The organism is Methanoculleus methanifontis (assembly GCF_030464365.1).
Lineage (GTDB): Archaea > Halobacteriota > Methanomicrobia > Methanomicrobiales > Methanoculleaceae > Methanoculleus > Methanoculleus methanifontis.
The window spans coordinates 67,048-89,734 of record NZ_VCYI01000010.1; the positions used below are offsets into that span (position 1 = coordinate 67,048).

General features: G+C 62.7%; 21 protein-coding genes and 1 tRNA gene. 10 read left to right on the forward strand and 12 right to left on the reverse strand.

The genetic code is table 11. The features are described 5' to 3' along the window. The 4 genes from FGW20_RS08595 to FGW20_RS08610 form a co-directional block, all read right to left on the reverse strand. A complete protein-coding gene (locus tag FGW20_RS08595; RefSeq protein ID WP_301677670.1) occupies positions 1 to 1,155 on the reverse strand; it encodes a glycosyltransferase family 4 protein in 1,155 nt (384 codons plus the stop codon). Between the two features lie 192 nt (positions 1,156 to 1,347). Further along, positions 1,348 to 1,839: a Mut7-C RNAse domain-containing protein gene (locus FGW20_RS08600; RefSeq protein WP_301677671.1), complete on the reverse strand. Its 492-nt coding sequence runs from the start codon at positions 1,837 to 1,839 to the stop codon at positions 1,348 to 1,350. After that, the gene (amrS, locus tag FGW20_RS08605) at positions 1,820 to 2,833 is read right to left on the reverse strand and encodes an AmmeMemoRadiSam system radical SAM enzyme (protein WP_301677673.1); all 1,014 of its coding nucleotides are present in this window, start codon (positions 2,831 to 2,833) and stop codon (positions 1,820 to 1,822) included. Before amrS ends, FGW20_RS08600 begins: the two co-directional genes overlap by 20 nt. A 44-nt stretch (positions 2,834 to 2,877) precedes the next feature. Next, complete coding sequence (locus FGW20_RS08610; protein ID WP_301677675.1) at positions 2,878 to 3,036, reverse strand: ZPR1-type zinc finger protein; 159 nt, start codon at positions 3,034 to 3,036, stop codon at positions 2,878 to 2,880. A gap of 41 nt (positions 3,037 to 3,077) precedes the next feature. Between FGW20_RS08610 and pyrH the strand changes: the two genes are divergently transcribed. The 3 genes from pyrH (at position 3,078) to nth (ending at position 4,581) form a co-directional block, all read left to right on the forward strand. Continuing rightward, positions 3,078 to 3,782, forward strand: a complete 705-nt coding sequence (gene pyrH / locus FGW20_RS08615) for a UMP kinase (protein WP_301677676.1) — start codon at positions 3,078 to 3,080, stop codon at positions 3,780 to 3,782. Between the two features lie 55 nt (positions 3,783 to 3,837). Beyond that, positions 3,838 to 3,912: transfer RNA gene (locus FGW20_RS08620), tRNA-Pro, on the forward strand. A 6-nt stretch (positions 3,913 to 3,918) separates the two neighbouring features. Then, positions 3,919 to 4,581 carry an endonuclease III gene (nth, locus tag FGW20_RS08625; RefSeq protein ID WP_301677677.1) on the forward strand — a complete coding sequence of 221 codons (663 nt, stop codon included), beginning with the start codon at positions 3,919 to 3,921 and terminating at the stop codon, positions 4,579 to 4,581. Between the two features lie 583 nt (positions 4,582 to 5,164). Here the strand turns inward: nth and FGW20_RS08630 are convergent. The 3 genes from FGW20_RS08630 to FGW20_RS08640 all read right to left on the reverse strand — a co-directional run bounded on the left by FGW20_RS08630 (position 5,165) and on the right by FGW20_RS08640 (position 7,472). Beyond that, the gene (locus FGW20_RS08630) at positions 5,165 to 6,349 is read right to left on the reverse strand and encodes an inorganic phosphate transporter (protein ID WP_301677678.1); all 1,185 of its coding nucleotides are present in this window, start codon (positions 6,347 to 6,349) and stop codon (positions 5,165 to 5,167) included. Between the two features lie 5 nt (positions 6,350 to 6,354). Further along, positions 6,355 to 6,984, reverse strand: coding sequence for a DUF47 domain-containing protein (locus FGW20_RS08635; protein WP_301677720.1), 630 nt, complete (start codon positions 6,982 to 6,984; stop codon positions 6,355 to 6,357). 179 nt (positions 6,985 to 7,163) lie between these two features. Further along, positions 7,164 to 7,472: a DUF1894 domain-containing protein gene (locus FGW20_RS08640; RefSeq protein WP_301677679.1), complete on the reverse strand. Its 309-nt coding sequence runs from the start codon at positions 7,470 to 7,472 to the stop codon at positions 7,164 to 7,166. A 93-nt stretch (positions 7,473 to 7,565) separates the two neighbouring features. On the opposite strand from FGW20_RS08640, the gene FGW20_RS08645 reads away from it, so the two are divergent. Genes FGW20_RS08645 through FGW20_RS08655 form a run of 3 tightly spaced genes read left to right on the forward strand, consistent with a single transcriptional unit; the run spans position 7,566 to position 11,420 of the window. Then, positions 7,566 to 8,108, forward strand: coding sequence for a nitroreductase family protein (locus FGW20_RS08645; RefSeq protein ID WP_301677680.1), 543 nt, complete (start codon positions 7,566 to 7,568; stop codon positions 8,106 to 8,108). Positions 8,109 to 8,168: 60 nt separating this feature from the next. Next, positions 8,169 to 8,723 carry a hypothetical protein gene (locus FGW20_RS08650; protein WP_301677681.1) on the forward strand — a complete coding sequence of 185 codons (555 nt, stop codon included), beginning with the start codon at positions 8,169 to 8,171 and terminating at the stop codon, positions 8,721 to 8,723. Positions 8,724 to 8,780: 57 nt separating this feature from the next. Beyond that, complete coding sequence (locus FGW20_RS08655; RefSeq protein ID WP_301677682.1) at positions 8,781 to 11,420, forward strand: aminotransferase class V-fold PLP-dependent enzyme; 2,640 nt, start codon at positions 8,781 to 8,783, stop codon at positions 11,418 to 11,420. A 554-nt stretch (positions 11,421 to 11,974) separates the two neighbouring features. Here FGW20_RS08655 and fdhD read toward each other — a convergent pair. The 4 genes from fdhD to fdhF form a co-directional block, all read right to left on the reverse strand. Next, positions 11,975 to 12,706: a formate dehydrogenase accessory sulfurtransferase FdhD gene (gene fdhD, locus FGW20_RS08660; protein ID WP_301677683.1), complete on the reverse strand. Its 732-nt coding sequence runs from the start codon at positions 12,704 to 12,706 to the stop codon at positions 11,975 to 11,977. Between the two features lie 49 nt (positions 12,707 to 12,755). Beyond that, the gene (locus tag FGW20_RS08665) at positions 12,756 to 13,220 is read right to left on the reverse strand and encodes a glyoxalase/bleomycin resistance/dioxygenase family protein (protein ID WP_301677684.1); all 465 of its coding nucleotides are present in this window, start codon (positions 13,218 to 13,220) and stop codon (positions 12,756 to 12,758) included. Between the two features lie 389 nt (positions 13,221 to 13,609). Next, the gene (locus tag FGW20_RS08670; RefSeq protein WP_301677685.1) at positions 13,610 to 14,848 is read right to left on the reverse strand and encodes a Coenzyme F420 hydrogenase/dehydrogenase, beta subunit C-terminal domain; all 1,239 of its coding nucleotides are present in this window, start codon (positions 14,846 to 14,848) and stop codon (positions 13,610 to 13,612) included. A 1-nt stretch (position 14,849) separates the two neighbouring features. Further along, positions 14,850 to 16,916, reverse strand: a complete 2,067-nt coding sequence (gene fdhF, locus FGW20_RS08675; RefSeq protein WP_301677686.1) for a formate dehydrogenase subunit alpha — start codon at positions 16,914 to 16,916, stop codon at positions 14,850 to 14,852. Positions 16,917 to 17,237: 321 nt separating this feature from the next. Between fdhF and FGW20_RS08680 the strand changes: the two genes are divergently transcribed. The 4 genes from FGW20_RS08680 to FGW20_RS08695 are packed head-to-tail and all read left to right on the forward strand — an operon-like array spanning position 17,238 to position 21,022. After that, a complete protein-coding gene (locus FGW20_RS08680) occupies positions 17,238 to 17,879 on the forward strand; it encodes an FmdE family protein (protein ID WP_301677687.1) in 642 nt (213 codons plus the stop codon). 58 nt (positions 17,880 to 17,937) lie between these two features. Continuing rightward, on the forward strand, positions 17,938 to 18,756 hold the full coding sequence (tsaA, locus tag FGW20_RS08685) for a tRNA (N6-threonylcarbamoyladenosine(37)-N6)-methyltransferase TrmO (protein WP_301677688.1): 819 nt from the start codon (positions 17,938 to 17,940) through the stop codon (positions 18,754 to 18,756). 16 nt (positions 18,757 to 18,772) lie between these two features. Further along, complete coding sequence (locus FGW20_RS08690; RefSeq protein WP_301677689.1) at positions 18,773 to 20,572, forward strand: molybdopterin-binding protein; 1,800 nt, start codon at positions 18,773 to 18,775, stop codon at positions 20,570 to 20,572. Between the two features lie 51 nt (positions 20,573 to 20,623). Beyond that, positions 20,624 to 21,022 (forward strand): nuclear transport factor 2 family protein, encoded by a 399-nt coding sequence (locus tag FGW20_RS08695; protein WP_301677690.1) that lies wholly within the window; start codon positions 20,624 to 20,626, stop codon positions 21,020 to 21,022. Between the two features lie 790 nt (positions 21,023 to 21,812). Here the strand turns inward: FGW20_RS08695 and FGW20_RS08700 are convergent. Further along, a complete protein-coding gene (locus FGW20_RS08700; protein ID WP_301677691.1) occupies positions 21,813 to 22,664 on the reverse strand; it encodes an META domain-containing protein in 852 nt (283 codons plus the stop codon). Between the last annotated feature and the right edge of the window lie 23 nt (positions 22,665 to 22,687).

Consider the following 22,687-nt stretch of genomic DNA (forward strand, 5'->3'; position numbering starts at 1 on the left):
TCAGCAGGGGATCGTGTCGTGCTTTGCGAGTTTCTTGTAGACGCCTCCCATCCGCTCGCCGACACGGCTCCACGGGAACTCTTTCTTCACTTTGTCGAGCCCCTCCCGGCCCATGGCGAGCGCTTTTTCGGGTGAGTCGGCCACCCGGGAGAGCCCCCGGGCGATCGAGTCCGGGTGCGGGAGCACCTTGACCCCGTCGGTTCCGTGCTCGATGTTCTCCGAGAGCCCGCCGACGTCGGAGGCGACGACGCACCGGCCGGCGCTCCACGCTTCGAGGAGCACAAGCCCGAACGGCTCGTTCCTGCTCGGGATGGCGACGATGTCGCTCGCGTTGAGGAGCGGCACGTAGTCTGCGTCGGAGAGCCGCCCGAGGAACCGGACGGGAAGCGTTCGGGCCCGGTTCTCGAGCCCCCGGCGCATCTGCCCATCGCCGATGAACGCGAATTGACCGTCGGCGTGCTCCCGGAGGAGGGCGGGCGCTGCGTCCACCAGCATGTCGGGCCCTTTCTGCCACGCAAGCCGCCCGACGAAGAGGATCAACGGGGATTCCGGGTCGAAGCCGTAGCGTCGTTTCACCGCTTCGGGATCGACGTCTGCCTGGTAGTGGTCCGGAACGATGCCGTTATGGACAACGTCGATCTTCCAGTCCGGGATCTCGTAGAGGCTCATGGCTTCCTGCCGGAGGGTCGAGGAGACCGCGGTGATATGCTTTGCAATCGATGCGCCGCAGTGTTCGATCCTGGTAATCTCCGTGAAAGGCCACCCGGTGCTGAGATTATTTCCGTTCCGACCGAATTCCGTCGAGTGGTAGGTGAAGACGGTCTCCCTGTCCCGGAGCCGCTGGAGTGCGTCGACCACGTGCCAGTCGTGAAAATGGAGGAGATCGAACGACGGTGCGTCGAACTCGTGGAACCGGTCGAGCATCTTCCTGCTCATATCGGAGCAGTACCGGACGATGTTCTCTCCCGACGGCCGGCAGTAGTGGTACCACACTCCGTTGATCTCGGCGTCCCTCCCTTCTCCCCGGGTGAAAAAATGCACCTCGTGGTTTTGTGCCAGCGTCTCGGCTAGATTTGTCGCTGCGTTCGCGAGCCCGCCGACCCGCTCTGCATACAACGACTCCCAGCAGAAAAATGCGATCTTTAGATTTTCCATGGTATTCCTCATATCGGGCATATCGTTTCCGCCGACCACCGGGGCTTATGGCCCCTTCCGATACTTCAGGATCCGTATCGGACTGGCCGGCCTGCCGCCTGTGCGCTTCATATCGCCTCTGAGTTGATATATCTTTCCTGGATTCTCGAAAAACGTCCGAAATGAGGTTTTTCCGGGTTCCAACGCACCCGGTCAGGAAGAGAAGGATTCTTTCAGGCGCCGCTCGAGGCGGTGGCCGTGCGACCCCATCCAGTAGAGTTTGCGGCACATGGGGCACCACGAGAACTCTTTTCCCCGGGTCGACCGGGGAGCGTAGCGTGCCTCCCGGATCTCCCGCTGGGTGGCCGGCCGAAGGCGCGTGTTGCAGAGCGAACAGCGGCTCATCCGGATCTCGGGCTCGATCAGCCCGAGGTCGGTGATCTGCCGTATCTGGGCCATGATCTCTTCGGACGCGATGTAGATCGCCTGGTCACCGCCCCGCCGTGCGAGTTCGCGGTCGCGGGTCAAAAGGAGTCGGTCGTCCCGGACGGCGATCTCGAGGAGGAGGGTGTCTTCCCGGGCACTGCCGGGGGAGAGGCTGTTTGCGCTCATGGTGTCGTAGCCCATGAACCGGAGGTAGCGGGTGAGCGTCCCGAGCATCCGGTCGGTCAGGAACCTCTGCCGTTCACCGGATCTCCGAGACATACTCGATGCGCCCGCCGCATTCGGTGCAGGTGTGTCCTTCAAGCCCCTGTATCCTGACGGCGTAGCCCGACCGCTCGATGACGGGGCTGCCGCAGGCGGGGCAGTAGGTGTTCTCGTAGGGGTGTCCTCCGACGTTGCCGAGATATGGGTAGTGAATCCCGAGTTCTTTTGCACGCTCGTAGATCTTCTCAAGAGCCCTGATCTCGGTCGGCCTCGCGTCGAGCATCTTATAGTCAGGGTGGAACCGGGTGAAGTGCATCGGGGTATCGGGGCCGAGGTTCTTGAGCACCCACCGGATAAGCGTCTCCATCTCTTCCATCGAGTCGTTCTGCCCCGGGATGACCAGCGTGACCGTCTCGACGTGCATCCCGAGTTCTTTTGCAAGCGCGGTCGCGTCGAGGACCGGCTGCAGCCGCCCGCCGCAGACCTTCCGGTAGAAGGCATCGGAGAACGCTTTTATGTCGACGCGGAAGGCGTTGAGCGTTCCCGCGAGCTCGCGCAGCCCCTCTTCGGTGATGTAGCCGTTCGTGACGTAGACCGTCCCGAGATCTTTTTCTCGCGCTAGCGTCCCCATCGCGAGCGGGTACTCGTGCCAGATGGCGGGTTCGTTGTACGTCCAGGCGATGCTCGCACAGCCCGACCGGATCGCCCGTTCCACGCCCTGCTCCGGGCTGATATCCCTGAGCGCTTCCATTTCCAGCGTCTGCTGGGAGATGTGCCAGTTCTGGCAGTGTTCGCAGTGGAAGTTGCACCCGATGGTGCCGAGGGAGTAGGAGAGGGTTCCGGGCAGGAAGTGGTAGAGCGGCTTCTTCTCGATGGGGTCGACCGCTTCGGCGATGACCTTGCCGAAGGTGGCGGCGTAGAGCGTGCCGCCCCGGTTGATGCGGACGCCGCAGATTCCCTGTCTCCCCTCCTTGATGGTGCACCGGTGAGCGCAGAGCGAGCAGCGGACGGTGTTGTCCTCCAGTTTCTGGTAGAGTCTCGCCTCGTGCATACAATCACCGCGTGAGGGGAACCATGATAGTTATTGCGGCCGTGCTACCGGTCACCCCGCTCCTCGTCTTCTTTGTCATCGTACTCGACAACCAGCGCTCCGGAGTAGCCGCAACGCTTGCAGCGGTAGATACAGCCCGTATACCCGCCGGTAACCGCCCAGACATCCGTAGAACCGCATACGGGGCAGTGCAGCCTCTTCACAACAGGTATATGAGTGATATTGGGGATAATAATAGGGTGGGATGAAGAAGATCGTAATTTCTCTGGGTGGCTCGGTTCTGGTTCCTTCGCTTGAATCGAACAATATCAATCGATATGTATCTGTTCTGAAAAAAATGGCCGAAACGTGCCGGATTTTTATCGTCGTCGGCGGCGGCGGGGAGGCGCGCCGGTACATCGGGGTCGCCCGCGGTCTCGGCGCCGGGGAGGCGGCGGCGGACGAGCTCGGCATCATGGTGACCCGGCTGAACGCGCGTCTTCTCATCGCCGGGCTCGGGGATGCGGCCTATCCGCGCGTCGCGGAGAACTACACGGAGGCGCTGGAGTTCGCTCAGGCCGGCAAGGTCGTCGTCATGGGCGGCATCACGCCCGCGCAGACGACCGATGCGGTCTCTGCGGTCCTCGCCGAGAGCGTCGGCGCCGATCTCCTCATCAACGCGACGTCGGTGAACGGGATCTACAGCGCCGACCCGAAGAAGGATGCCGGTGCGGTGAGGCACGAGCGTCTCACGCCGCGTGAACTTCTCGATATCATCACGGGGAGCAGGATGGATGCGGGCGCGAACACGGTGCTCGATATCGTGGCCGGGAAGGTGATCGAGCGGTCGGGCATCCCGCTCCTGGTGCTCGACGGCCGCGACCCGGAGAACCTCTACCGCGCGATTGTGGAGGGCACGTTCGTCGGCACCGTCGTCTGCGAGGAGGGTGTGAGCCCCCTGCTCTCCTGAACCTCTCCTTCATCGGCAACTATTTTTGTCTGGATTCCCAATGTATGAAGGTACAGGGGCAGTAGGGTAGCCTGGTCCATCCTAGAGCGTTTGGGACGCTTTGACGGCAGTTCGAATCTGCCCTGCCCCATCTATTATGAACCGCACGGCCGCCTGCGCGATCTACCGGCGTCTTCTTCTCCAGTATCCCGTCGTCGACGGCAGGCGCCATTTTCTCGACTTCCATAACCCGTTTGAGACGCTGATTCTCACGATTCTCTCGGCGCAGACGACCGACCGCGCCGTCAACGCCATCCGCGACGATCTCTTCTCCCGCTACCCGACGCCGGAGGCGCTCGCCCGCGCGGAGCCCGCGGAGGTGGAGCCGCTCATCAGGACGATCGGGTTCTATCGCGCGAAGGCGCGCCATGTTGTCGGGACGGCAAGGAAACTTGTCGCCGAGTTCGGCGGCGAGGTTCCGCGGACGATGGAGGAGCTTCAAACGCTGCCTGGTGTCGGGAGAAAGACGGCAAACATCGTCCTCTCCCACGCGTTCGAGATCAACGTCGGTATCGCGGTCGACACCCACGTCCGCCGGGTCTCGAAGAGGCTCGGGTTCACCGAGAGCACGAACCCCGAGATCATTGAGCGCGATCTTGTGGCCCTCTTCCCCGAGGAGGCCTGGCGTGACATCAACTACCTCCTGATCCGCCACGGGCGCGCCGTCTGCACGGCAAAGAACCCGAAGCACGAGGTCTGTGTCGTCGCGGACCTCTGCCGGTATTACCGGGAGTTGGGGGAGAAAGGCGGGGAGAAATAGGCTGGATGGTGGCGAAGGTGGCGCAACTGATTGCATGGTCGATCCGTTGCGCTCTGAACAGTTGTTCCCCGCAACCCCGTAAATCCCATTTACGGATTTTTCAGGTAAAACCCTTTGCCTTCTCCAGCGATGTCCCGTGGAGACACCGCCTATCGCCACGCACTGCCCGCCCCCCTGGGGGGCGGAACGATTTCCCCTTTGGGGAAGGAGTTTGAGCACCGTCAGGTGCGAGTGAGGAGCGCGAAGCGCGGGCGGTGGGGGTCACAGGTAGAGCCTTACGGGGCAGAGACAGGGGAGGGGGGCTGCACCCCCTCCCCGTCAGCCCCACCCCGCGTGGCGATATCCCCACGGTCCAGTGTACGGGATCTCTCATGATTCGTATTCGTGTTTGAGACGTCACCGGATTCGAATCGTGAGATTCGCTAGAACTGAAACGGAAGCACTGCCGGTTACAAGTCGCCCAGCCCCTGAAAAATCCGTAGACGGGATTATGCACTGTTGGATTTACAGGATTATGTGAACCTGTCAGACTTCGTCACGCGATAAAAGGGAGCACGGGCGACCGGGCAGAGAACCGGTTTATTCAAAATCCCCCGCCGATCAGGGCCCGCGCGGCGAGGTAACACCCGCCGGCCACGATCGCTGCTGCCGGGATCGTCAGGACCCACGCGACCAGGATCTCCCGGACAACACCCCACTTGACCGCCGAATAGCCGCGGGTTGTGCCGACGCCCATGATCGCGCCGGTCGCCGCGTGGGTCGTCGAGACCGGGACGCCGAACGCGGTCATCAGCGAGAGGACGCTTCCGGCGGCGGTCGACGCAGCAAACCCCTGGTAGGGCCGGATTCTCGTTATGCGGTTGGCCATCTTGTCGATGACGCGCCACCCGCCGAGGAGCGTTCCGAGCGATATGGCGAGGGAAGATGTGAGGATGACCCAGAGCGGGACGGAGAACTCGGCGATCAGGCCGCCGGCAAGGAGCATCGCGGTGATGATGCCCATCGCGTTCTGGGCGTCGTTGCTGCCGTGGCCGATGGCCTGCAGCGAGCCCGAGAAGATCTGGAGGTTCTTGAACATACGGGATAAGCGCCGGGGAGGATGGTTGCGGAAGATCCAGGTGACGAGGGTGCCGAGGGCGAACGCGGAGAGGAATCCAAGCGTGGGGGAGATGACGATGAAGATCACGACCGCGAGGATGCCGCTGATCTTCAGAAACCCGGTTGCGATGGCGAGCGGAATTGCCACCGTCACCCCGATGAGCCCGCCGAGGAGGAGGTTCCACGGCTTGAAGTCGCCTCTCCGATGTGCAATAACGCCCGTGATGACCGCACCGAGGATCGCGCCTATGAACCCGTAGATGACGGTCTGCTCAATGACCACAAGCGACGGCCAGAGGATCGCCCCCGTTCCCGCGGCCGCAATCCCGGAACCGAGCAGCCCCCCGATCAGGGCGTGGCTGCTCGAGACCGGGATCCCGAAGAACGAGGTCACGAGAACCCAGAGCACTGCGCCGGCCATGCCCATGAGGATCAGTATCGGCGTGAGGGATCCGGGATCGACGATCCCCCTGCCGATGGTTGCCGCAATCGCCGTGGTGAAGAGGAGGGGGCCGAGGAGGTTGAAGACGCCGGCAAGAAGCACCGCCTGCAGGGGCGTTAAGGCCTTTGTCGCGACGATGGTAGCGATCGAGTTTGCGGCATCGTTCAAGCCGTTTGCAAAATTAAAGAGTAAGGCAAGAAGGATGCCGAGAACGATGATCGGGTCCATAGCGGTCAGGAGTGCCTGATGGCTATGTCACTCAAGACATTCGCGACGTCTTCGCACTTATCGGTCGCCATCTCAAGGCTCTCGTAGATGTCCTTGAGTTTGATGATGGTGATGGCATCCTCCGTTTTGAAGAGATCCATGATGGCGTGGCCGAGGACGTTGTCCGCGACGTTCTCCAGGCGGTTCACCTCGATACACCGTTCCTCGATCAGCTCCGGGTTCTTGATTGTCCGGATTCCGGTCACGGCCTTCTCGATCTCGATAACACTCAGCTGGATCAGTTTGGCAAGTTCGATCATCGAGTCGTCGGTCTCGGGGATGCCGTAGTTGTACATCTGTTGCGTGGTGCCGTCGATGTAGTCGAGGATGTCGTCGAGCGCCGATGCAAGGCGGGAGATCTCTTCCGGCTCGAGCGGTGTGATGAACGTCCGGTTCAGCTGCTCGTAGATCTCGTGCGAGATCTCGTCTCCCTGATGCTCGATCTGCTTCATCCGGTGACACTGCTCTTTCACGTTATCGAAGTTCTCGACGAGTTCGACGAGCAGATCAGCTGCGGAGACGACCGTCTGGGCCATCCTGTCGAAAAGATCAAAAAAAACCTTATCCTGAGGGATTACCCATTCCTTAATGCCCACAATGATCATTATAGCGTTTTTCAGTCAGGGACTATATAGCGATCGGTCTGGCTGTGTGGGTATGGTAAATTGGAGTTGATGTAAAACCAGAACCCCGTAGCTGGCGCATCCGCTGTCCCTGTCAACTACCGCGGTGCAGCCCGTCCAGGACTCCTCCGGACTGCAGGTCGGCGTTGCCCTTACCCGGAGACCTTCGGAAGATTGTTGCGGATGAGATCGAGGTCGTCCTCCTTTGCCGCGACCTCGTAGAGCATGGTTCCGGGACCTGCACAGCGTTTCGTGAACGGAAGCAGGATCCTTCCCTTCTTGACCTGGAGCCCGATAAGCATCGGAGACCTCAGGAGCACCCGGACATCTCTGAACACGAAGTTCGGCGGTATCTCATAACACTCCCTGCAGTGCTTTCGGACGTAGTCGTTCACCTCATCAGGCGTTGCGTCCAGGAGAAGGACTTTTCCACCGAGATTGTTTACGCAACAGGATGGCATCACTTGTTGTTCGCAGTTATACGAATAAATATCTTGCGCCGGTCGCTGCTCCTGAGAACAACCATATATAGAGGGCGATACGATGCGGGCCGCATGACCACTCCGGAACTTGCCATGAAGACCTTCGAAAGTTTCGTCGACCTCGCGCGGAGCCGTTACAGCGTCCAGTCGTTCAAGAAGAGCCCTGTCGAGGACGAAAAACTCAGTGCGGTGCTTGATGCCGTCCGCCTGGCGCCGACGGCGGCGAACCGGCAGCCTTTCCGGTTCATCGTCATCCGCACCGCCGGGAAGGAGGAGGAACTCAGGCGCATCTACGCGAGATCATTCTTCTGGGAGGCGCCCCTCCTCATCTGCGCCTGCACGGTGCCTTCGGAGGCCTGGAAACGCTCCGACGGGAAGAACTACAGCGATGTGGACGTGGCAATCGCCATCGACCACCTGACGCTCGCGGCCGCGAGCCTTGGTCTCGGAACCCACTGGGTCGGCGCCTTCGATACCGGCGCGGCGCGCGAGGTGCTGGGCATTCCCGGTGACGCCGAGCCTGTTGCGTTCACCCCGCTCGGCTACCCCGCCGACCGGCCGCAGGAAAAGCAGCGCAAGGGGGTATCGGAACTGGTGCGCTACGAGCATTGGTGACCCCGGGCAACCTGTGCTGGAGAGAAGAAAGGTTATTTAATGCCCGGCGGGTACTCCGGTATGAAACCGTGTGGAACGCCGGGCCGTGCGCCCGGGGTTCGCCTTCTCCTTCTGGCGGCTTTGTCTCCCCTCCTCATAGCACCCTGCGCCGTCTCAGGCGCGACGCCCCCGCCGTTCCCCGTTCTTGTTGTCGCCGTATCGAACGATACCCTTTCCGGGGACGAAGAACTCGCCGTCTCTGCCGCCTGGAGCCGCGATGTGAGTTTCTACCGTCCGCCGGAGAGCGTTGATGTGCGGGTCTACGACACCGCTTCCAGCTCGCTCGTCGCCGGGTATACGCTCCCGGAGGACGAACGTGTGGTATCGGACAGCAGTACCCGGCATTACCGGGGGGTGATAGCATCCTCGGAGCTCCCGTTGGGGAGGCTCCTGCTCATCGTGACCGATCCGGTCTCCGGTGCCGAGGCCCGCGTCCCGATCGACGTCGCCGAGCCGTGTCCGGATTACCCCGGCGTCCAGGTGCAGCGGTATGCAGAGACCGTCTTCTTCGCGGTTGCGGCGGTCATGCTGGTCGTCCTCGGCGTTGGTCTCGGCCTGATGCTGAGGCGGTCGTGAGGGCGAGGCCGCCCCGGTCGGTTCACTTAATGTCTGCAGCCGTCAACCATTCTTAAAGTGAAGCGCGAACCGGCAGTAAAAAAAGTTCTCTACTGGTGTGACCAGTGCAACGTCCCCCTCATCGGGCGCACCTGTGCCTGCGGAGCGAGAGTCAGGGAGATACCGCTCCTGCAGCCACACGACGTCCGGCCCGCCCTCACGGCGGACATGGCCCTCATCCGGCGCCTTCTGACCGAACAGTTCGGCGACGTTCCGCTGCCCCGTGTCGTGCTCCTGAACAAGACCGGCGGCGTCGACCGGGCGGACCTCGTGATCGTCCACGGCGACCGGCTCGGCTGGCTCACGTTCGACCCGATCACGCGGAAGTTCAGCCTCGATATCGCTCCCGAGGCGCTTCCGCACATCCTGCCGCACGTGACCCGCGGCATCGTCGACCTGGAGGCCGAGCCCGCGGTGAATGCTCATAAAGGGCGTATCGGCGGGAAACAGTTCCCGCTCGCGGCCCCCGTCCCCGACGGGACGGTCATCATTTCCTACAAGAATCGGTTCGGCACGGGCATCGTCAGGGACGGGCAGATCCGGGTGAAGGAACTCGTCCCCGTCGAGCCCCGCACCCGGCCCGACCCCGACTGGGATACGGTGATTGAGAAGAACCGCTACCACTTGAAGAACCTTGAACGCAACGCTGTCCGCACCATCAAAAAACACATGAACGACCGGCCGTGCGTAAACGTCTCATTCTCCGGCGGCAAGGACAGCACCGCCGTCTTCCACCTCGCGCGGAAAGCGGGGGTGGAGAAGGCGTTCTTCATCGATACCGGGCTCGAGCTCCCCGAGACGGTGGAGTTCGCAGCGTCGCAGGGCGTCGAGATCATCAAAAAAGGCGGCGACTTCTTCCAGGCCGTCGAGAAGGCGGGGCCGCCGGGGAAGGATCACCGCTGGTGCTGCAAGCTCCTGAAACTGCAGCCGTTGAAGATCTATCTCGCCGGGCTCGGCCCCTGCGTCACGATCCAGGGGAACCGGTGGTATGAGTCCCGGAACCGTGCCGACCTCGATGAGACGAGCCAGAACCCGGCAAATCCCCTGCAGTTGAACATCTCGCCGATCCGGAACTGGCGGGCGCTCGAGGTCTTCCTCTACCTCTGGTGGCGTGAGGCTCCCATGAACCCGCTCTACGAGATGGGGCTCGAGCGGGTGGGCTGCTATCTCTGCCCGGCGGTGCTCGAGAGCGAGTACGAAGGGCTCCGGGAGATGCACCCGGAACTGACGGATCGCTGGGACGAATTCCTTATCCGTTGGGCGGAGAAGAACGGGCTGCCGGACGCCTACCACCGGTGGGGGCTCTGGCGGTGGCGGGCACTGCCCCCGAAGATGCGCGAGGTCTGCAGGGATCGGGGCATCGCCGTCAATGACGACTTCACCCTCCGGGAAGCCCCGGTCAGGAAGGCGGAGAAGGTGGCAACCATGAAGAGTACAGGTATCAGTGACCCGGCACCGCCGGCAGAGACCGAGTCCGTCCCGGACGGGATCCGTAAGGACTTCCCGATCCTCGGCGATATCGTTTATCTCGACAACGCAGCGACGACCTTCTCGCCGGAGCCGGTGGTGGAGGCGCTCGTCGAGTTCGAGCACCGTTACCGGGCGAACGTCGGCCGGGGCGTTCACCGGCTGACCCGGATCGCGACGCAACGTTACTGGCACGCCCACGAGAAGGTGGCACGGTTCATCGGCGGCGAAGCCGGGGTGACGGTCTTTACGAAGAACGCCACCGACGCGATCAACATGGTTGCGCAGGGGCTTTCCTGGAAGCCGGGTGACCGCGTGGCGACCACCATCCTCGAGCACCACTCAAACCTCCTGCCCTGGAGGGCGCTTGCAAAACAGGGGGTCGCGGTCGACGTGGTCGGGATCGACGCCGACTACGCGCTCGACCTTGCCGCGCTCGAGGAGACCCTGGCCGGGGGCGGCGTCCGGCTCGTCGCTGTCACCCACGCCTCGAACGTCCTCGGCGTGACGACGCCGGTTAAAGAGATCGCGGCGCTCTGCCGGGATCACGGCGCCCTCCTCCTGGTGGACGGGGCGCAGTCGCTCCCGCACATGCCGGTGAACGTCGCGGACCTCGGCTGCGACATCCTCTGCTTTGCGGGGCACAAGATGTTCGGCCCGACCGGCACCGGCGTCCTCTGGATGCGGGATCTCCTCATCGAGCCCCCGATGCTCGGCGGCGGCATGGTCGCGAGCGTGACCGCCGAAGGCTACGTCCCGGCGGAGGGCTACCAGCGCTACGAGGCCGGGACGCCGAACGTCGGCGGCGGCATCGGGCTCGGCGTTGCTGTGGACTACCTCTCGGCGATCGGGATGGAGAAGATCCACCGGCACGAGGAGCGCCTGACCGCCCGGCTGATCGAGGGGCTCTCCGGGATAGACGGGGTCACGGTCTATGCCGGCCGGAAGCCCGGCGCCCGGATTGGGGTCGTCTCGTTCACCATCGACGGCGTCCATCCGCAGGAGGCGGCGCAGATGCTCGACGAGGATGCGGACATCCTGGTGCGGTCGGGGCACCACTGCTGCCAGCCGCTGATGGAGCACCTGAACCTCCCGGACGGGACGGTGCGGGCGAGCATGGCTGCTTTCACGACCGAGCAGGAGATCGATCTCCTCATCGCGGCCGTCGACGAGATCGGCCGGGGGCGGTAGAGCCGTCTCCCTCAATCCTCTAACCCCATTCGGCGTTTGGCTCTTCCAGGCTCAGGGTTTCCACATCTCCAGTCTACTCTTGGAATCTGCTCTTCGGTTGCACTTAGCACGGATTTCGAGGGAAGTGAGGGGTGCGCACCTCCGGTGCTCAAACCCCGTGCCTACTAGGATATCGTAAATCCAGAACATCCGGTCTTCTCCAGCGATGTCCCGTAGGGGCATCGCCTATCGCCATGCACTGCCCGCCCCCTTGGGGGCGGGAGGAGCGTGAAGCGCGGGTGGTGGGGGTTACAGATGTCCGCGTACAAGGTAGAGACAGGGGAGGGGGCACGCCCCCTCCCCGTCAGCCCCTCCCCCAATGGCGATACCCCCACGGTTCACTACATGGGCAAATTTGGGAAAATTAAATCTGAACGCACTATCTTACCGGTGGCAGGAAACTCCCGGGCCTAGATACGGCTGGGCATTCTCTCCTGCCACGATCAAATATACAGGGCCACTCCTGAACCCCACGGACTCATCCCTCCCCCCGGGACCGCCCGCTCACCCGGGCCCTATGCGCCCAGTTCTATAACCCTCTCCGCGTGCGTATACACCGCCATCTCCGGCGTGCCCGCGAACCCGACGATACAGAGCCCGGTCTCCTCCGCAACCTCCACGGCAAGCGCGGTCGGGGCCCCGGTGGAGACGAGCACCGGGATGCCGGCGATCAGGCACTTCCTGACCATCTCGGAGGTGACCGTTCCGGTGCCGACGGCAACCGTCCGCGAGAAGTCGAGAGATTCCCGCAGCCCCCGGCCGATCACCCTATCGAGGGCGTTGTGCCGGTCGAGGTCTTCTGCGCGGGCGACGACGCGGCCTCCTGAAGCAAGAGCAACCGCGTCGAGCGGTTTGTGGGTGGTGAGGGCGGCGACGGCGGCCTCGATCTCTGGCACGGTAACTACGAGATCGGAGTTGATTGCGGGCAGTTTCTGGGTGTCGATGTAGGAGACGGCTCCCCCGCACCCGGAGAGGATGGTCTTCTTCACGCTGACCCGCCTGAAGATGTTCTTCGTGATGACACTGATCCGGTTCTCTTCGATCCTGACCGACTCGATCTCGTCCGCGCTCCCGATGATCTCCTCGGTGTAGAGGTAGCCGGTGATGAAGTCCTCAAACTCGCCGGGGCTCAAGATGACGGTCGTCAGGTGCCGGCCGTTGACGAAGATCGCCGCCGGGGTCTCTTCGGCGGCATCGCGTGCGGTGCTTTTGCCGCTGATTGGGATACAGGGTATTTTCCTGAACATAATGCTCACTTCAGTCTTCATGCACGTGAGATTACGATACCGTGCCGGCTCACGCGCACTGCCGGACGAACTTCTCGGGCATCGAGGTGCGCCGTGCGGTCTCTTCGACCGAGAGCCCGCTCTCAAGGAACCTCGTTACCACGCTCTCCATGGGTTCGCCGACCTCGATGATGTGCATGTCGGGATCGTAGAACCTGACGGCCCGCTGTCCCCAGGCCTGCTCGATCGGTTCGTGGACGTAGTTCACGGAGTCCATCCCTTTGAGCCTTGTCAGGAAGCCGTCCAGGTCGTCCTCTTCGAAGTAGAGTTCGGCGTTGTTCGACCGCGGAGCGATATCGTTCTCGGCGACGCCGATGAGGTCCTGGAAGTGCGACATCAGGTGTATCGCGAACCCTCCCTCGAAGATCACGTTCTCGCCGTGATCGTGGAGAACCTGTTGATCCAGCACCTCTTCGTAGAACGCCCTGGAGACCTTCACGTCACGAACGACAATAAGCGGGCATACGAACCTCATATCGATCATCTCAATGGGGTACTGGAGCAGTTCAGCCTTCCGATCTCCGCGTCTCCCGGAACTGTTTCGTTGAAACACCTCGAAAAATGGTGTAAAAGAGGTTTAACGGCTGTCCGGCGGCGTGAAGAGATGACAGGGGGAATCCTCCCCGCCACCGGGTATTGCCAGACACACCTTTTTGCGCCCCGGCATGGGTGCATTCAGGTTTTTTATGGAACTCAAGATGTTATTGAGGGTCACACACCCGTTCGGAACCCTCTGTGATCCGGGAGTTGGTTGGGCGACGGATGTTTAACCCGTCACCCTGCCGTTCCGGAGCCCGGTTCAGACGGAGCGCCGCATTTGCACCTGATGGTGCTCGGACTCCTGCCTTTCGGGGCACGCGTTGTTTACTTGAACACGTCGAAGATCTGGTCGCTGCCGGTTGCGGCGAGCCGCTCCCGTTCCGCCGTCTCCTCGACGAGCGCGAGTACCGGGAGTTCCATGTCCACACCCGGGGTGTGGCCGAACATCTTCTCCATGTCCGTCTGCAGGGCGTGCATGTAGAGCGAGTTCGCGATCTCCATCGGGCAGTTCTCCTCGCACTGGCCGCAGTTGATGCATGAATCCGACACGTGAGCGAACCGGATCAGGTGGAACATGAAGGGCGGCGGAAGTTCGCCCGGCGGAACCAGGTAGGACTTCTTCGTGCTGCACTCTTCGCAGTAGCAGATTGGGCAGTTCTCGATGCAGGCGTAGCACTTGATGCACCGGGACGAGTCCTCCATCATCTTCTGGAGGCGCTCCTTGCCCTCGCCGAGCCCCTCGAAGTAACGCGCCCGCCACTTGTCGCCGAGTTTCAGCATCGCGTTCTCGACCTTGCCGCGGATCTCGATCCCCTTCGGGTTCGCGGCCTCGGTGGCGATCGCTCCGGCTTTTGCGGCCCTGCTCAGGAGGTCCGCACCCTTCGCGGAGCAGACCTCAACGAAGGTGGCCTTGCCGGCCTTATCGCCGATGACGCCCCAGTTCCCACAGGCGAGGTCAGCCTGGCGCGGGATCTTCATCTTGCACCGCCGGCAGTTGCTGCGGCGGCCGTAGCCGTCGTCCTCGAGTTCGTCCATCGAGATGCCCTTGTGCTGGCCGTCCTCAGTCACGATGATGAACTGGCCCTTGTCGATCTCTTCCTTGACAACCGAATTGGGGTCGACCTCGAACTTCTCGCGGATCATCTTCCGGGCGGTCACCGGACTCACCGAGCCGCCGCAGTTGACGCCGATCATGAGGAGGTTGTCCAGGTTGACCTGGTTGCGCTTCGCGAGTTCGTAGATACCCATCGCGTCGCACCCCTTCACCGTCACCCCGAGACGCATGTCATTCGCGCCGCCCAGGTACTTTTTGATCAGTTTTGAGAGCAGGAGCGTCCCGCAGTGGAGTGAGCCTGCTGTCTCTGCGATCTCGGCCGGGTCGGTGATGATCGTGGGAACTGCGTCGTAGAGATCCACACCCTTCTTGACCGCCAGCACGGCGTCGACGATGTCGTTTTCCAGGGCGAACTTGAGCAGTCCGGTCACCGCACCGCCGCACTCCGCGACGTTGGCGAGATCGGCGCTCGTCGTCCAGGCGTATACCATATCTCCTTTGGCTACCATCTCACTGCACCCCCGTGATCTTCTCGACCTTCACAGCACTGTGCTTCAACTCCGGCATCTTGGAGAGCGGATCGAGAGCGGTGTTCGTCAGCATGTTCGCGGCTGCATCCGCAAAGTGCATCGTCATCATCAGAACGCCGGGTGCAACCTGGTCGGTCACTTTCGCGAGGGTCTCGACCTCGCCGCGCCTGCTGGTGAGTTTGATCTTCTCGCCGTTCTGAATATTCATCCGTGCCGCGTCCTCGTTGTTGATCTGCACGAAGCCTTCAGGCACCTCGTGGTGGAGGAGTCCTGCCCGGCCGGTCTGGGTTCGGGTGTGGTAGTGGAAGAGCAGACGTCCGGTCATCAGGGTGAACGGATACTCGGCGTCGGCAACCTCCGCGGGCGGCCGGTGCTCGATGCCGAAGAAGTGGCCGAGGCCGTCGGCGGACGCGAACTTCTCGCGGTGCAGGATCGGCGTTCCGGGGTGATCCTCAGCGGGGCAGGGCCAGTGCACGGACTCCGGCTTCTCCATCCTTGCGTAGGAGATGCCGTTCATCGACGGGGTGACCCGCCGCACGTCGTTCCAGATATCCTCAGGCGAGTTGAAGTCAAAACCCTGGAGCCCGAGCGTGTGGGCGAGATCGACGAAGATCTGCCAATCTTCCTTTGCATCGCCCGGGGGCTCCACGGCCTTCCTTACCCGGTTGATGCGCCGTTCGCCGCTGGTGAACGTCCCGTCCTTCTCGGCGAAGGATGCGCCGGGCAGGATGACGTCGGCGTATTTCGCTGTCTCGGTCATGAAGAGATCCTGCACGACCAGGAAGTCGAGCTTCTCAAGCGACCGCATGACGTGGTTCGAGTCGGGGTAGGAGACGACCGGGTTCAGCGCGAAGATGTACATCGCCTTGATCGGGTCGCCGCACTGGGTGATCTGCTCCGTCAGCGTCACGCCGTACTCGCTTTCAAGCCCGGTGACGCCCCAGAGTTCTTCCATGCGCTTCCTGGTGGCGTCGTCCTCGCACTTCTGGTAGCCGGAGAAGACGTTCGGGTACGCACCCATGTCGCAAGCGCCCTGGACGTTGTTCTGGCCGCGGAGCGGGTTGACGCCGGTTCCCGGCCTGCCCACGTTGCCCGTGAGCATCGCGAGGTTTCCGAGCGAGCGGACGTTGTCCGTTCCGGTGGAGAGCTCCGTGATGCCGAGGCAGTAGATGATCACCGCGTTATTCGCGTTGGCATAGATCCGGGCGATTTCCTTGACCCGCTCGGTCGGCACGCCGGTGATCGACTCGACATCCGCGTAGTTCTCCACGGTCTTCTTCAGGTCTTCGAATCCCGTCGTCCTCTTCTCGATGAACTCCTTGTCATGGAGGTTCTCCTGGATGATCCAGTACATGATCGAGTTGATCAGGGCGATGTTGGTCGAGGGGTTGTAGCGGACCCACTCATCGGCCAGGCGCGCCGTGGGCGTGTAGCGCGGGTCGCAGACGACGATCTTCTTGCCCGCCTTCTTGGCCTGGACGAGCCGGCGGCCCGCAAGCGGGTGCGCCTCGATCGTGTTCGCACCGATCATGAAGATGACGTCGGAGTTCATGACGTCCTCGAAGGGGTTCGTCGCGGCACCGGAGCCGAACGAGAGCGAGAGCCCCGCGACGGACGGCCCGTGGCAGATACGGGCACAGTTGTCGATGTTGTTGGTCTTAAAGGCCACCCGAGCGAGTTTCTGCATGATGTAGCACTCCTCGTTCGGGGTCCGGCACGAGACCTGGAACCCGAGGGATTTCGGCCCGAACTTCTCGTAGGTCTCCTTGAACTTCGAGGCGATCAGGTCATATGCCTCGTCCCAGGTAGCCTCGATGAACTCGCCGTTCTTCTTGATGAGGGGTTTCGTCAGCCGGTCGGGGCTGTGCACGAACTCCCAGCAGGTAGCTCCCTTGGGGCAGAGCTTACCTTCGTTGATCGGCGTCCTCTTGAGGGGCTCGACCCCCACGAGCTTACCGTCATTCACCACAAGGTTAAGTCCGCACCCTACGCCACAGTATGGGCAGGTCGTGGGGACGTAACGTAATTTACCATTAGTGTCAGCCATGTGAATTCTCCCGATAGTTGCATTCAACGTCGGTTTTGCCAGGCATGTCCGGGTAGAACGGACATGTTAACATTGTCTTTACTTTACTAAGTAGTATATAAATTTAAACTTACCCTTTTAACATTGGCTGACTTTTAACATCACTTGGTTGATATGTCTCCGAACCAATCCCCGGCACCAGGGCTATCGCCCACTATATTTCTGATTATTCGATTAGGTGCCACTTCCTCGGTGATATGGCGCAACAACCTGTTTTAAGTAAATTAAATGTGATTTACTGATCCAAAATGTTTACAACCAACCTTGACCAAATACCTTTCCGTGCAACCGAGACTGAATCACACATGGGAAGATATCGAGGCCCGGCTCGAGTCAAGAGGCTCCTCTCCTGAGTTGATTGAGGACTTCAAACGATGCATCGATTTTCACACCTTCGCAGCCCCCGGACTTCTGGTCGGGGTCTTCATGGTGGACTACGCCATGGAACTTCTGGATGTCCCCCGGGGCGAGAAGATCTATGGCGTCTGCGAGAGCAAGAAGTGCCTGCCCGACGCCCTGCAGGTGGTCGCCCACTGCACAATCGGCAACAACCGCCTCCGGGTGATCCCGATCGGGAAGTTCGCCATCACCATGAACGGGCCGGCCGACGCCCCGTACGTGAACGGGATCCGGGTCTTCGTCGACGGCGATAAGATCGAGCGCTATCCGACGTTCGCTCTCTGGTACACCAAGGACCCGCTCTTTGATCCGCGAACCCGGGGTATCGATCTGATCGACGAACTGATCGATGCAGGACGCGGCCTCCTCTCCCAGGAGCGGGTGCGGGTGAAAGTGCCCCAGAAGTGGCCGTGGAAATCCGCGATCTGTTCCATCTGCGGCGAGATGGTGCCCAACCATATGCTCGTTGACGGGGCCTGCGCGGACTGCCGGTCACAGTCCTACTATGAGAAGGTAGCGTACTGAGGAGAACCCCTCCCCCTTGCGGGGGAGGCATAAATCCTATCACCATAGAAGGCACCGCATGGAACTTTTCCCTATTGGACTCGTGCATTCGAGTGTCCGCTCCCGTAGCGATATGCCGGTCCAGGGCGTCGACGCTGAGATCGAGATCTTTCCCCGATACGCCGGGGGACTCTCCAGCATCGAGGAGAACTCACACCTGATCCTCGTCTGCTGGATGCACGAGGCCGGCCGGGACATCCTCACGGCGGTCGCCCGGAAGGTCTCGGCCGATCTGCCGGAGAAAGGTGTCTTCTCCCTCCGCTCTCCGGTGCGGCCGAACCCCCTCTCCGTCTCGGTGGTGCGGCTGCGCGGTGTGCGGGATGGCCGGTTCCTTGCTCTCGCGAACGTCGACCTGATCGACGAAACATCGGTGATCGATATCAAGCCCTACCAGGCGGGATGGGACTGTGTCTTCTCCGCGACCGGTCACGACCGGACGCAAAAGATCCAGAAGATGAGTCCCGGCGAGTACCGGGCCGGCCTCGTCCGCGAGGCCGTGAACTATCACGGGGAACTCTGCACCGGCGTTGCGGTCGCGGTACGGGTCGCGGAGGCGGCGACCCGCATCTTCGAGCGCGATCTGCGCCACCCGCAGATCTCGGTCGCGCCCGGCCCCGACCCCTGCATCGCCGATGCACTCATCGGGATCACCGGCGCGAGCCCCGGCAACCGCCGGTTGAAGTGTTCGGGAGGAGACCGGTACGTTCTCTCCTCCCCCGGGGAGGAGGCGGTCTTTTCCCTCCGGAATGTGCCGGAGAGCGTCGATGCGATCCTAGTGGCCGGCGAAGCGTCGCTCTTTGGCTGCACCGTTAGTTCCCGGCCGCAGCAGAGACGATAATTCAGGAGTCATGAATATGCCACACAGGTACCTGAACCTTACCCCGCTTCCCGAGGCGCTCGCGATCCTGCGGCGGGAGTTCCCCTCGCCGGGTCGCGCCGAGAGCGTGCCGCTGCGCGAGGCTGTCGGCAGGGTGACGGCCGAGCCCCTGTACGCGAGGTATTCCGTTCCCGTTGCCGATATCGCGAAGTTCGACGGCTACGCGGTGAAGAGCGGCGAGACCCGTGGAGCGCAGGACCAGCGGCCGCTGCCCCTTGCCGGGTATGCCCGCGTCAACACCGGTGAAGTGCTCCCGCAACCGTTCGACGCCGTCGTCATGATCGAGGACACCTGGGACGAGGACGGCATCCCCCGGATCCGCAAGTCCGCCGCACCCGGGCAACATATCCGTCGTGCCGGCGAGGATGTCCGGGCGGGGGAACTCGTCCTCCCGAAAGGCCACCGCATCCGGCCGTTCGATATCGGTGCGCTCGCGACCTACGGGATAGACCGGGTGAGCGTGCGGTCGGTCCGGGTCGGCATCGTCCCGACGGGGAGCGACCTCGTGCCGCTCGGTACGGCGCCCGGGCCCGGCCAGACGATCGAGACGAACACCCTCATGGCGGAGGCGTACCTTACCGGGAACGGGGCGACCTGCCGCCGTTACGGGATTGTTCCCGACGACACCGGCCTGATCCGGGAGGCGGTCGAGACGGCGATCGCCGAGAACGATATCGTCATCCTCTCGGCGGGTTCGTCGGCCGGCACCCGTGACTTCTCCCGGGACGTCGTCGAGGACCTCGGGGGGATCGTCTTTCACGGCATCGCGGTCAGGCCGGGCAAAACGGTGCTGCTCGCGAACGTCGGCGGCAAGCCGGTTCTCGGGATGCCAGGGTATCCCGTCGCCGCCCAGACTGTTCTCCGTGAGGTTGCCGGGAGCCTCCTCTCGTGGTGGGGGCTCTCGCCGGTCCCGTGCGGAGAACTGGATGTCCGGCTGGCGCGGAGGCTGGCGTCCGATCTCGGGTTCGACGAGTTCGTTCCGGTCTCGGTCGGGCGGGTCGACGGCACCTGCTGGGCGACACCCCATCCCCGGGGTAGCGGCATCCAGATGGCGGTCGTCCGGGCGAACGGCTACCTCTATATCCCGGCCGGGCGGGAGGGGATCGAGGAGGGCGAGGAGGTGCGCGTCCGGCTCACCGTCCCGCCCGCTTCCATCACCCGGACGCTTGTCTGCGTCGGGAGGCGCGATCCCGTCCTCGGGGAACTCGGAAACCTTCTCGCGGAGGCCGGCTACCATCTCCACTGCTGCAACGCCTCGACGGTGGGAGCGGTGCTGGCCCTGCAGGCGAAGACCTGCCACGCGGCAACGGTCGCTCTCCCCGAGACCGCGTCGGCATGGGACGACCAGGTGCTCCGCTACCTGCCGGACGTCGACCTCCTCCGGGTGCCGGTGGCCCGGACGGAGTTCGGGATTGCGTCGGCCGATCCTCTCGACCCCGGGAGCCTTGCGTCGCTCCGGGTCGCCAACCGCCCGAAGAGCGCGGCGGCGCAGTTCCTCCTCGATTCGTGGCTTGACCGGGAGGGGATCGACGTCTCCCCGTCGGGCGTTCCCGCGGACGCCCGGGTCTGTTCTGCCCTGGAAGCGCGGGAGGCGGGGCTCCGGTTCACCTCGATCGGCTGCGAGTCGTGCGACCTGGTGATACGGGAGGAGCTTGCCGCGGACGAAGGCATCGCTGCCCTCATCGAGGCCGTACGGTCGCCGGAGTTCTGCGCGTACCTCCATTCGATCGGGAGAGCGTCTGGGGATGGAGACGCGCCCGGCGTCTCTTCGGCCTGAACCGCCGCACCTGCTCGAAACGCATATCCTTTTTTGGCATGACCACTCCTCATGCGAGTCAGCGAGCAGACACGGGAGCAGATCATGGCGGTGCTCCGGCGGATGACGGAGGCTATGGGCAGAAAGGATGTTGAGAGCCTGGTAGCGCTCGCCGATCCTGAGTTCCGGGCTTTCGGCACGGGTGCCGGCGAGAAGGTAATCGGGAGGGAAGCCTACCGCCGGCACCTCGAGCGCGGCTTTGCGCGGGCGGAGACGGTCGCGCTCGACCTCTCCGACGTCCGTATCGGCGCTGAGGGGACGGTCGCCTGGGTGATGGCCGATATGACCTGCCGTTTTGTCTCGGGCGGTGTCCCGCGGACCCGGAACGGGCGGATGACGGCGGTGCTCCGGGGGACGGGCCATGCGTGGGTTTTTGCCCAGGTGCACTGCTCGCTTCCGGCAGAAGGATAGAAAGAAGGGCGGTCGTCTCCGGCGTAACTCTTTTTGCTTTGTTGTAGTCTATTCTGGTTTTTGGGTGCGGCAGGGTTTGCCTGGATCCGATGAGATCGTTTACTTAGCCATTCCGGCGCAGTGAGTTTGAGCACCGAAAGTGCGATGTTCCGATCGGAGAGTCCGCGATGATTGGGCATCTCGGGTACAAGAGTCTGAACACTCCCGGATTTTATTTTACGCACGCACAGTGACCGGAGCGAGGAAAAATCCCCATGCAGTGGACCGTGGGAGTATCGCCATGGGGGTGGGGCTGACGGGGAGGGGGCGTGCCCCTCCCCTGTCTCTCTCATAAGGCTATATCTGTAACCCCCCCACCGCCCGCGCTTCGCGCTCCTCCCCCGCACCTCCGGTGCTTCAACTCCGCTCCTAGCGGAGCGTCGTTCCGCCCCCGGAGGGGGTGCAGTGCATGGCGATAGGGGATGTCCCCACGGGACATCGCTGGGAAGACCGAAGATTGACGTTCCTGTGGAATGCGATGGGCCGAAGGGCCGGGAGCATGAGCACCGAAGGTGCGAAGTGCGAGCTTAGCGAGCATGAGAAACCCAAAGGGTTTCGAAGTGCGAGCTTAGCGAGCATGAGAAACCCAAAGGGTTTCGAAGTGCGCAGTTCCCACGAAATCCGTGCTGGCTGCCGCCAAAAAACAAAACAGTGGATGGTCGGGTTTCTCTGGATTGCGCAACATGCTGGAGTGCTTCTTAACCTCGTTTGCTAGCGTCCACGCCCCATAATAATATCCCGGCAGAGCCCCTCAAGCCTCCGCTTCAAAGAACAGAATCGCCCTGCCGTTGCCGTCGATGACCGCGAGGGTGTCCCCGACGATCCGGTAGCCCGCCGCCGACCGGAGGAGGTCGAGGTAGGCCTGCTCCTGCTCCATGATGCCGGCGGGCTCGGTGCAGGAGGCTTTCGTCGCGATGACCCGCTCCACGGCAAGCCCCGTCTCGTTGACCCGGTAGGGGGCCGAGTAGGCGTTGCACCCGGCCGACCCCGAGACCGTGCCGTCGCCGTCGAAGACCAGGGTGATATCGGTGCCGGGCACCGGCGACGCGACGGTGCTGCCGTTGCCGTTGGTGTAATGGGCGAGGTGCCACTCGGTTTCGAGCAGCGGCAGGTTCTCGGGCTGCTCTGCTCGCGCAAAAGCGAGCAGCTCCCGCCCGGACGGCCCGGTGATCGTCAGCCGCCCGTCCTCGACCCGGTAGGAGGCGGCCGCCACGAGGAGTTCGCAGTAGCGTTTCTCCTGCTGGGCGAGTTCCTGCTCGTTTGCGGGGTAGGCCGCGGTGGCGATGACCGGTTCCACTGAAATGGTGGAGCCGTTGATCCGGTAGGAGGCGGTGTAGAGGTTGCACCCGGCCGACCCCGAGACCGTGCCGCTCTCGCCGAAGATGAGGAGCGGCTCCGCTCCGGACAGGGGCGCGGCGATGGAGCCGTTGTCGGCGCGGAACTCGACCAGGTTCCATGCCGTCCCCGCCAGCGGTTCGGTGACCCGGCTGCTCTCGTCAGGGGACGTGTCCGCACCGCCAGTCCAGGCGACCGAGACGATGCACGCCGCCAGGATGATCAGGAATGCCGTCTTTGCGAGTATGTTCTGTCCCTCTCTTCCCATCTCTTTCGGGTAGGCATAGGGAG

Coding starts and splice junctions, on each gene's coding strand:
- FGW20_RS08650 (WP_301677681.1), top strand. CDS start 8,169: ATGAAACCGTGTGGAACGCCGGGCCGTGCGCCCGGGGTTCGCCTTCTC.
- FGW20_RS08645 (WP_301677680.1), top strand. CDS start 7,566: ATGACCACTCCGGAACTTGCCATGAAGACCTTCGAAAGTTTCGTCGAC.
- FGW20_RS08670 (WP_301677685.1), bottom strand. CDS start 14,848: ATGGTAGCCAAAGGAGATATGGTATACGCCTGGACGACGAGCGCCGAT.
- tsaA (WP_301677688.1), top strand. CDS start 17,938: ATGGAACTTTTCCCTATTGGACTCGTGCATTCGAGTGTCCGCTCCCGT.
- nth (WP_301677677.1), top strand. CDS start 3,919: ATGAACCGCACGGCCGCCTGCGCGATCTACCGGCGTCTTCTTCTCCAG.
- FGW20_RS08630 (WP_301677678.1), bottom strand. CDS start 6,349: ATGGACCCGATCATCGTTCTCGGCATCCTTCTTGCCTTACTCTTTAAT.
- fdhF (WP_301677686.1), bottom strand. CDS start 16,916: ATGGCTGACACTAATGGTAAATTACGTTACGTCCCCACGACCTGCCCA.
- FGW20_RS08600 (WP_301677671.1), bottom strand. CDS start 1,839: ATGTCTCGGAGATCCGGTGAACGGCAGAGGTTCCTGACCGACCGGATG.
- FGW20_RS08690 (WP_301677689.1), top strand. CDS start 18,773: ATGCCACACAGGTACCTGAACCTTACCCCGCTTCCCGAGGCGCTCGCG.
- FGW20_RS08665 (WP_301677684.1), bottom strand. CDS start 13,220: ATGAGGTTCGTATGCCCGCTTATTGTCGTTCGTGACGTGAAGGTCTCC.
- pyrH (WP_301677676.1), top strand. CDS start 3,078: ATGAAGAAGATCGTAATTTCTCTGGGTGGCTCGGTTCTGGTTCCTTCG.
- FGW20_RS08640 (WP_301677679.1), bottom strand. CDS start 7,472: ATGCCATCCTGTTGCGTAAACAATCTCGGTGGAAAAGTCCTTCTCCTG.
- amrS (WP_301677673.1), bottom strand. CDS start 2,833: ATGCACGAGGCGAGACTCTACCAGAAACTGGAGGACAACACCGTCCGC.
- FGW20_RS08595 (WP_301677670.1), bottom strand. CDS start 1,155: ATGGAAAATCTAAAGATCGCATTTTTCTGCTGGGAGTCGTTGTATGCA.
- fdhD (WP_301677683.1), bottom strand. CDS start 12,706: ATGTTCAGGAAAATACCCTGTATCCCAATCAGCGGCAAAAGCACCGCA.
- FGW20_RS08700 (WP_301677691.1), bottom strand. CDS start 22,664: ATGGGAAGAGAGGGACAGAACATACTCGCAAAGACGGCATTCCTGATC.
- FGW20_RS08695 (WP_301677690.1), top strand. CDS start 20,624: ATGCGAGTCAGCGAGCAGACACGGGAGCAGATCATGGCGGTGCTCCGG.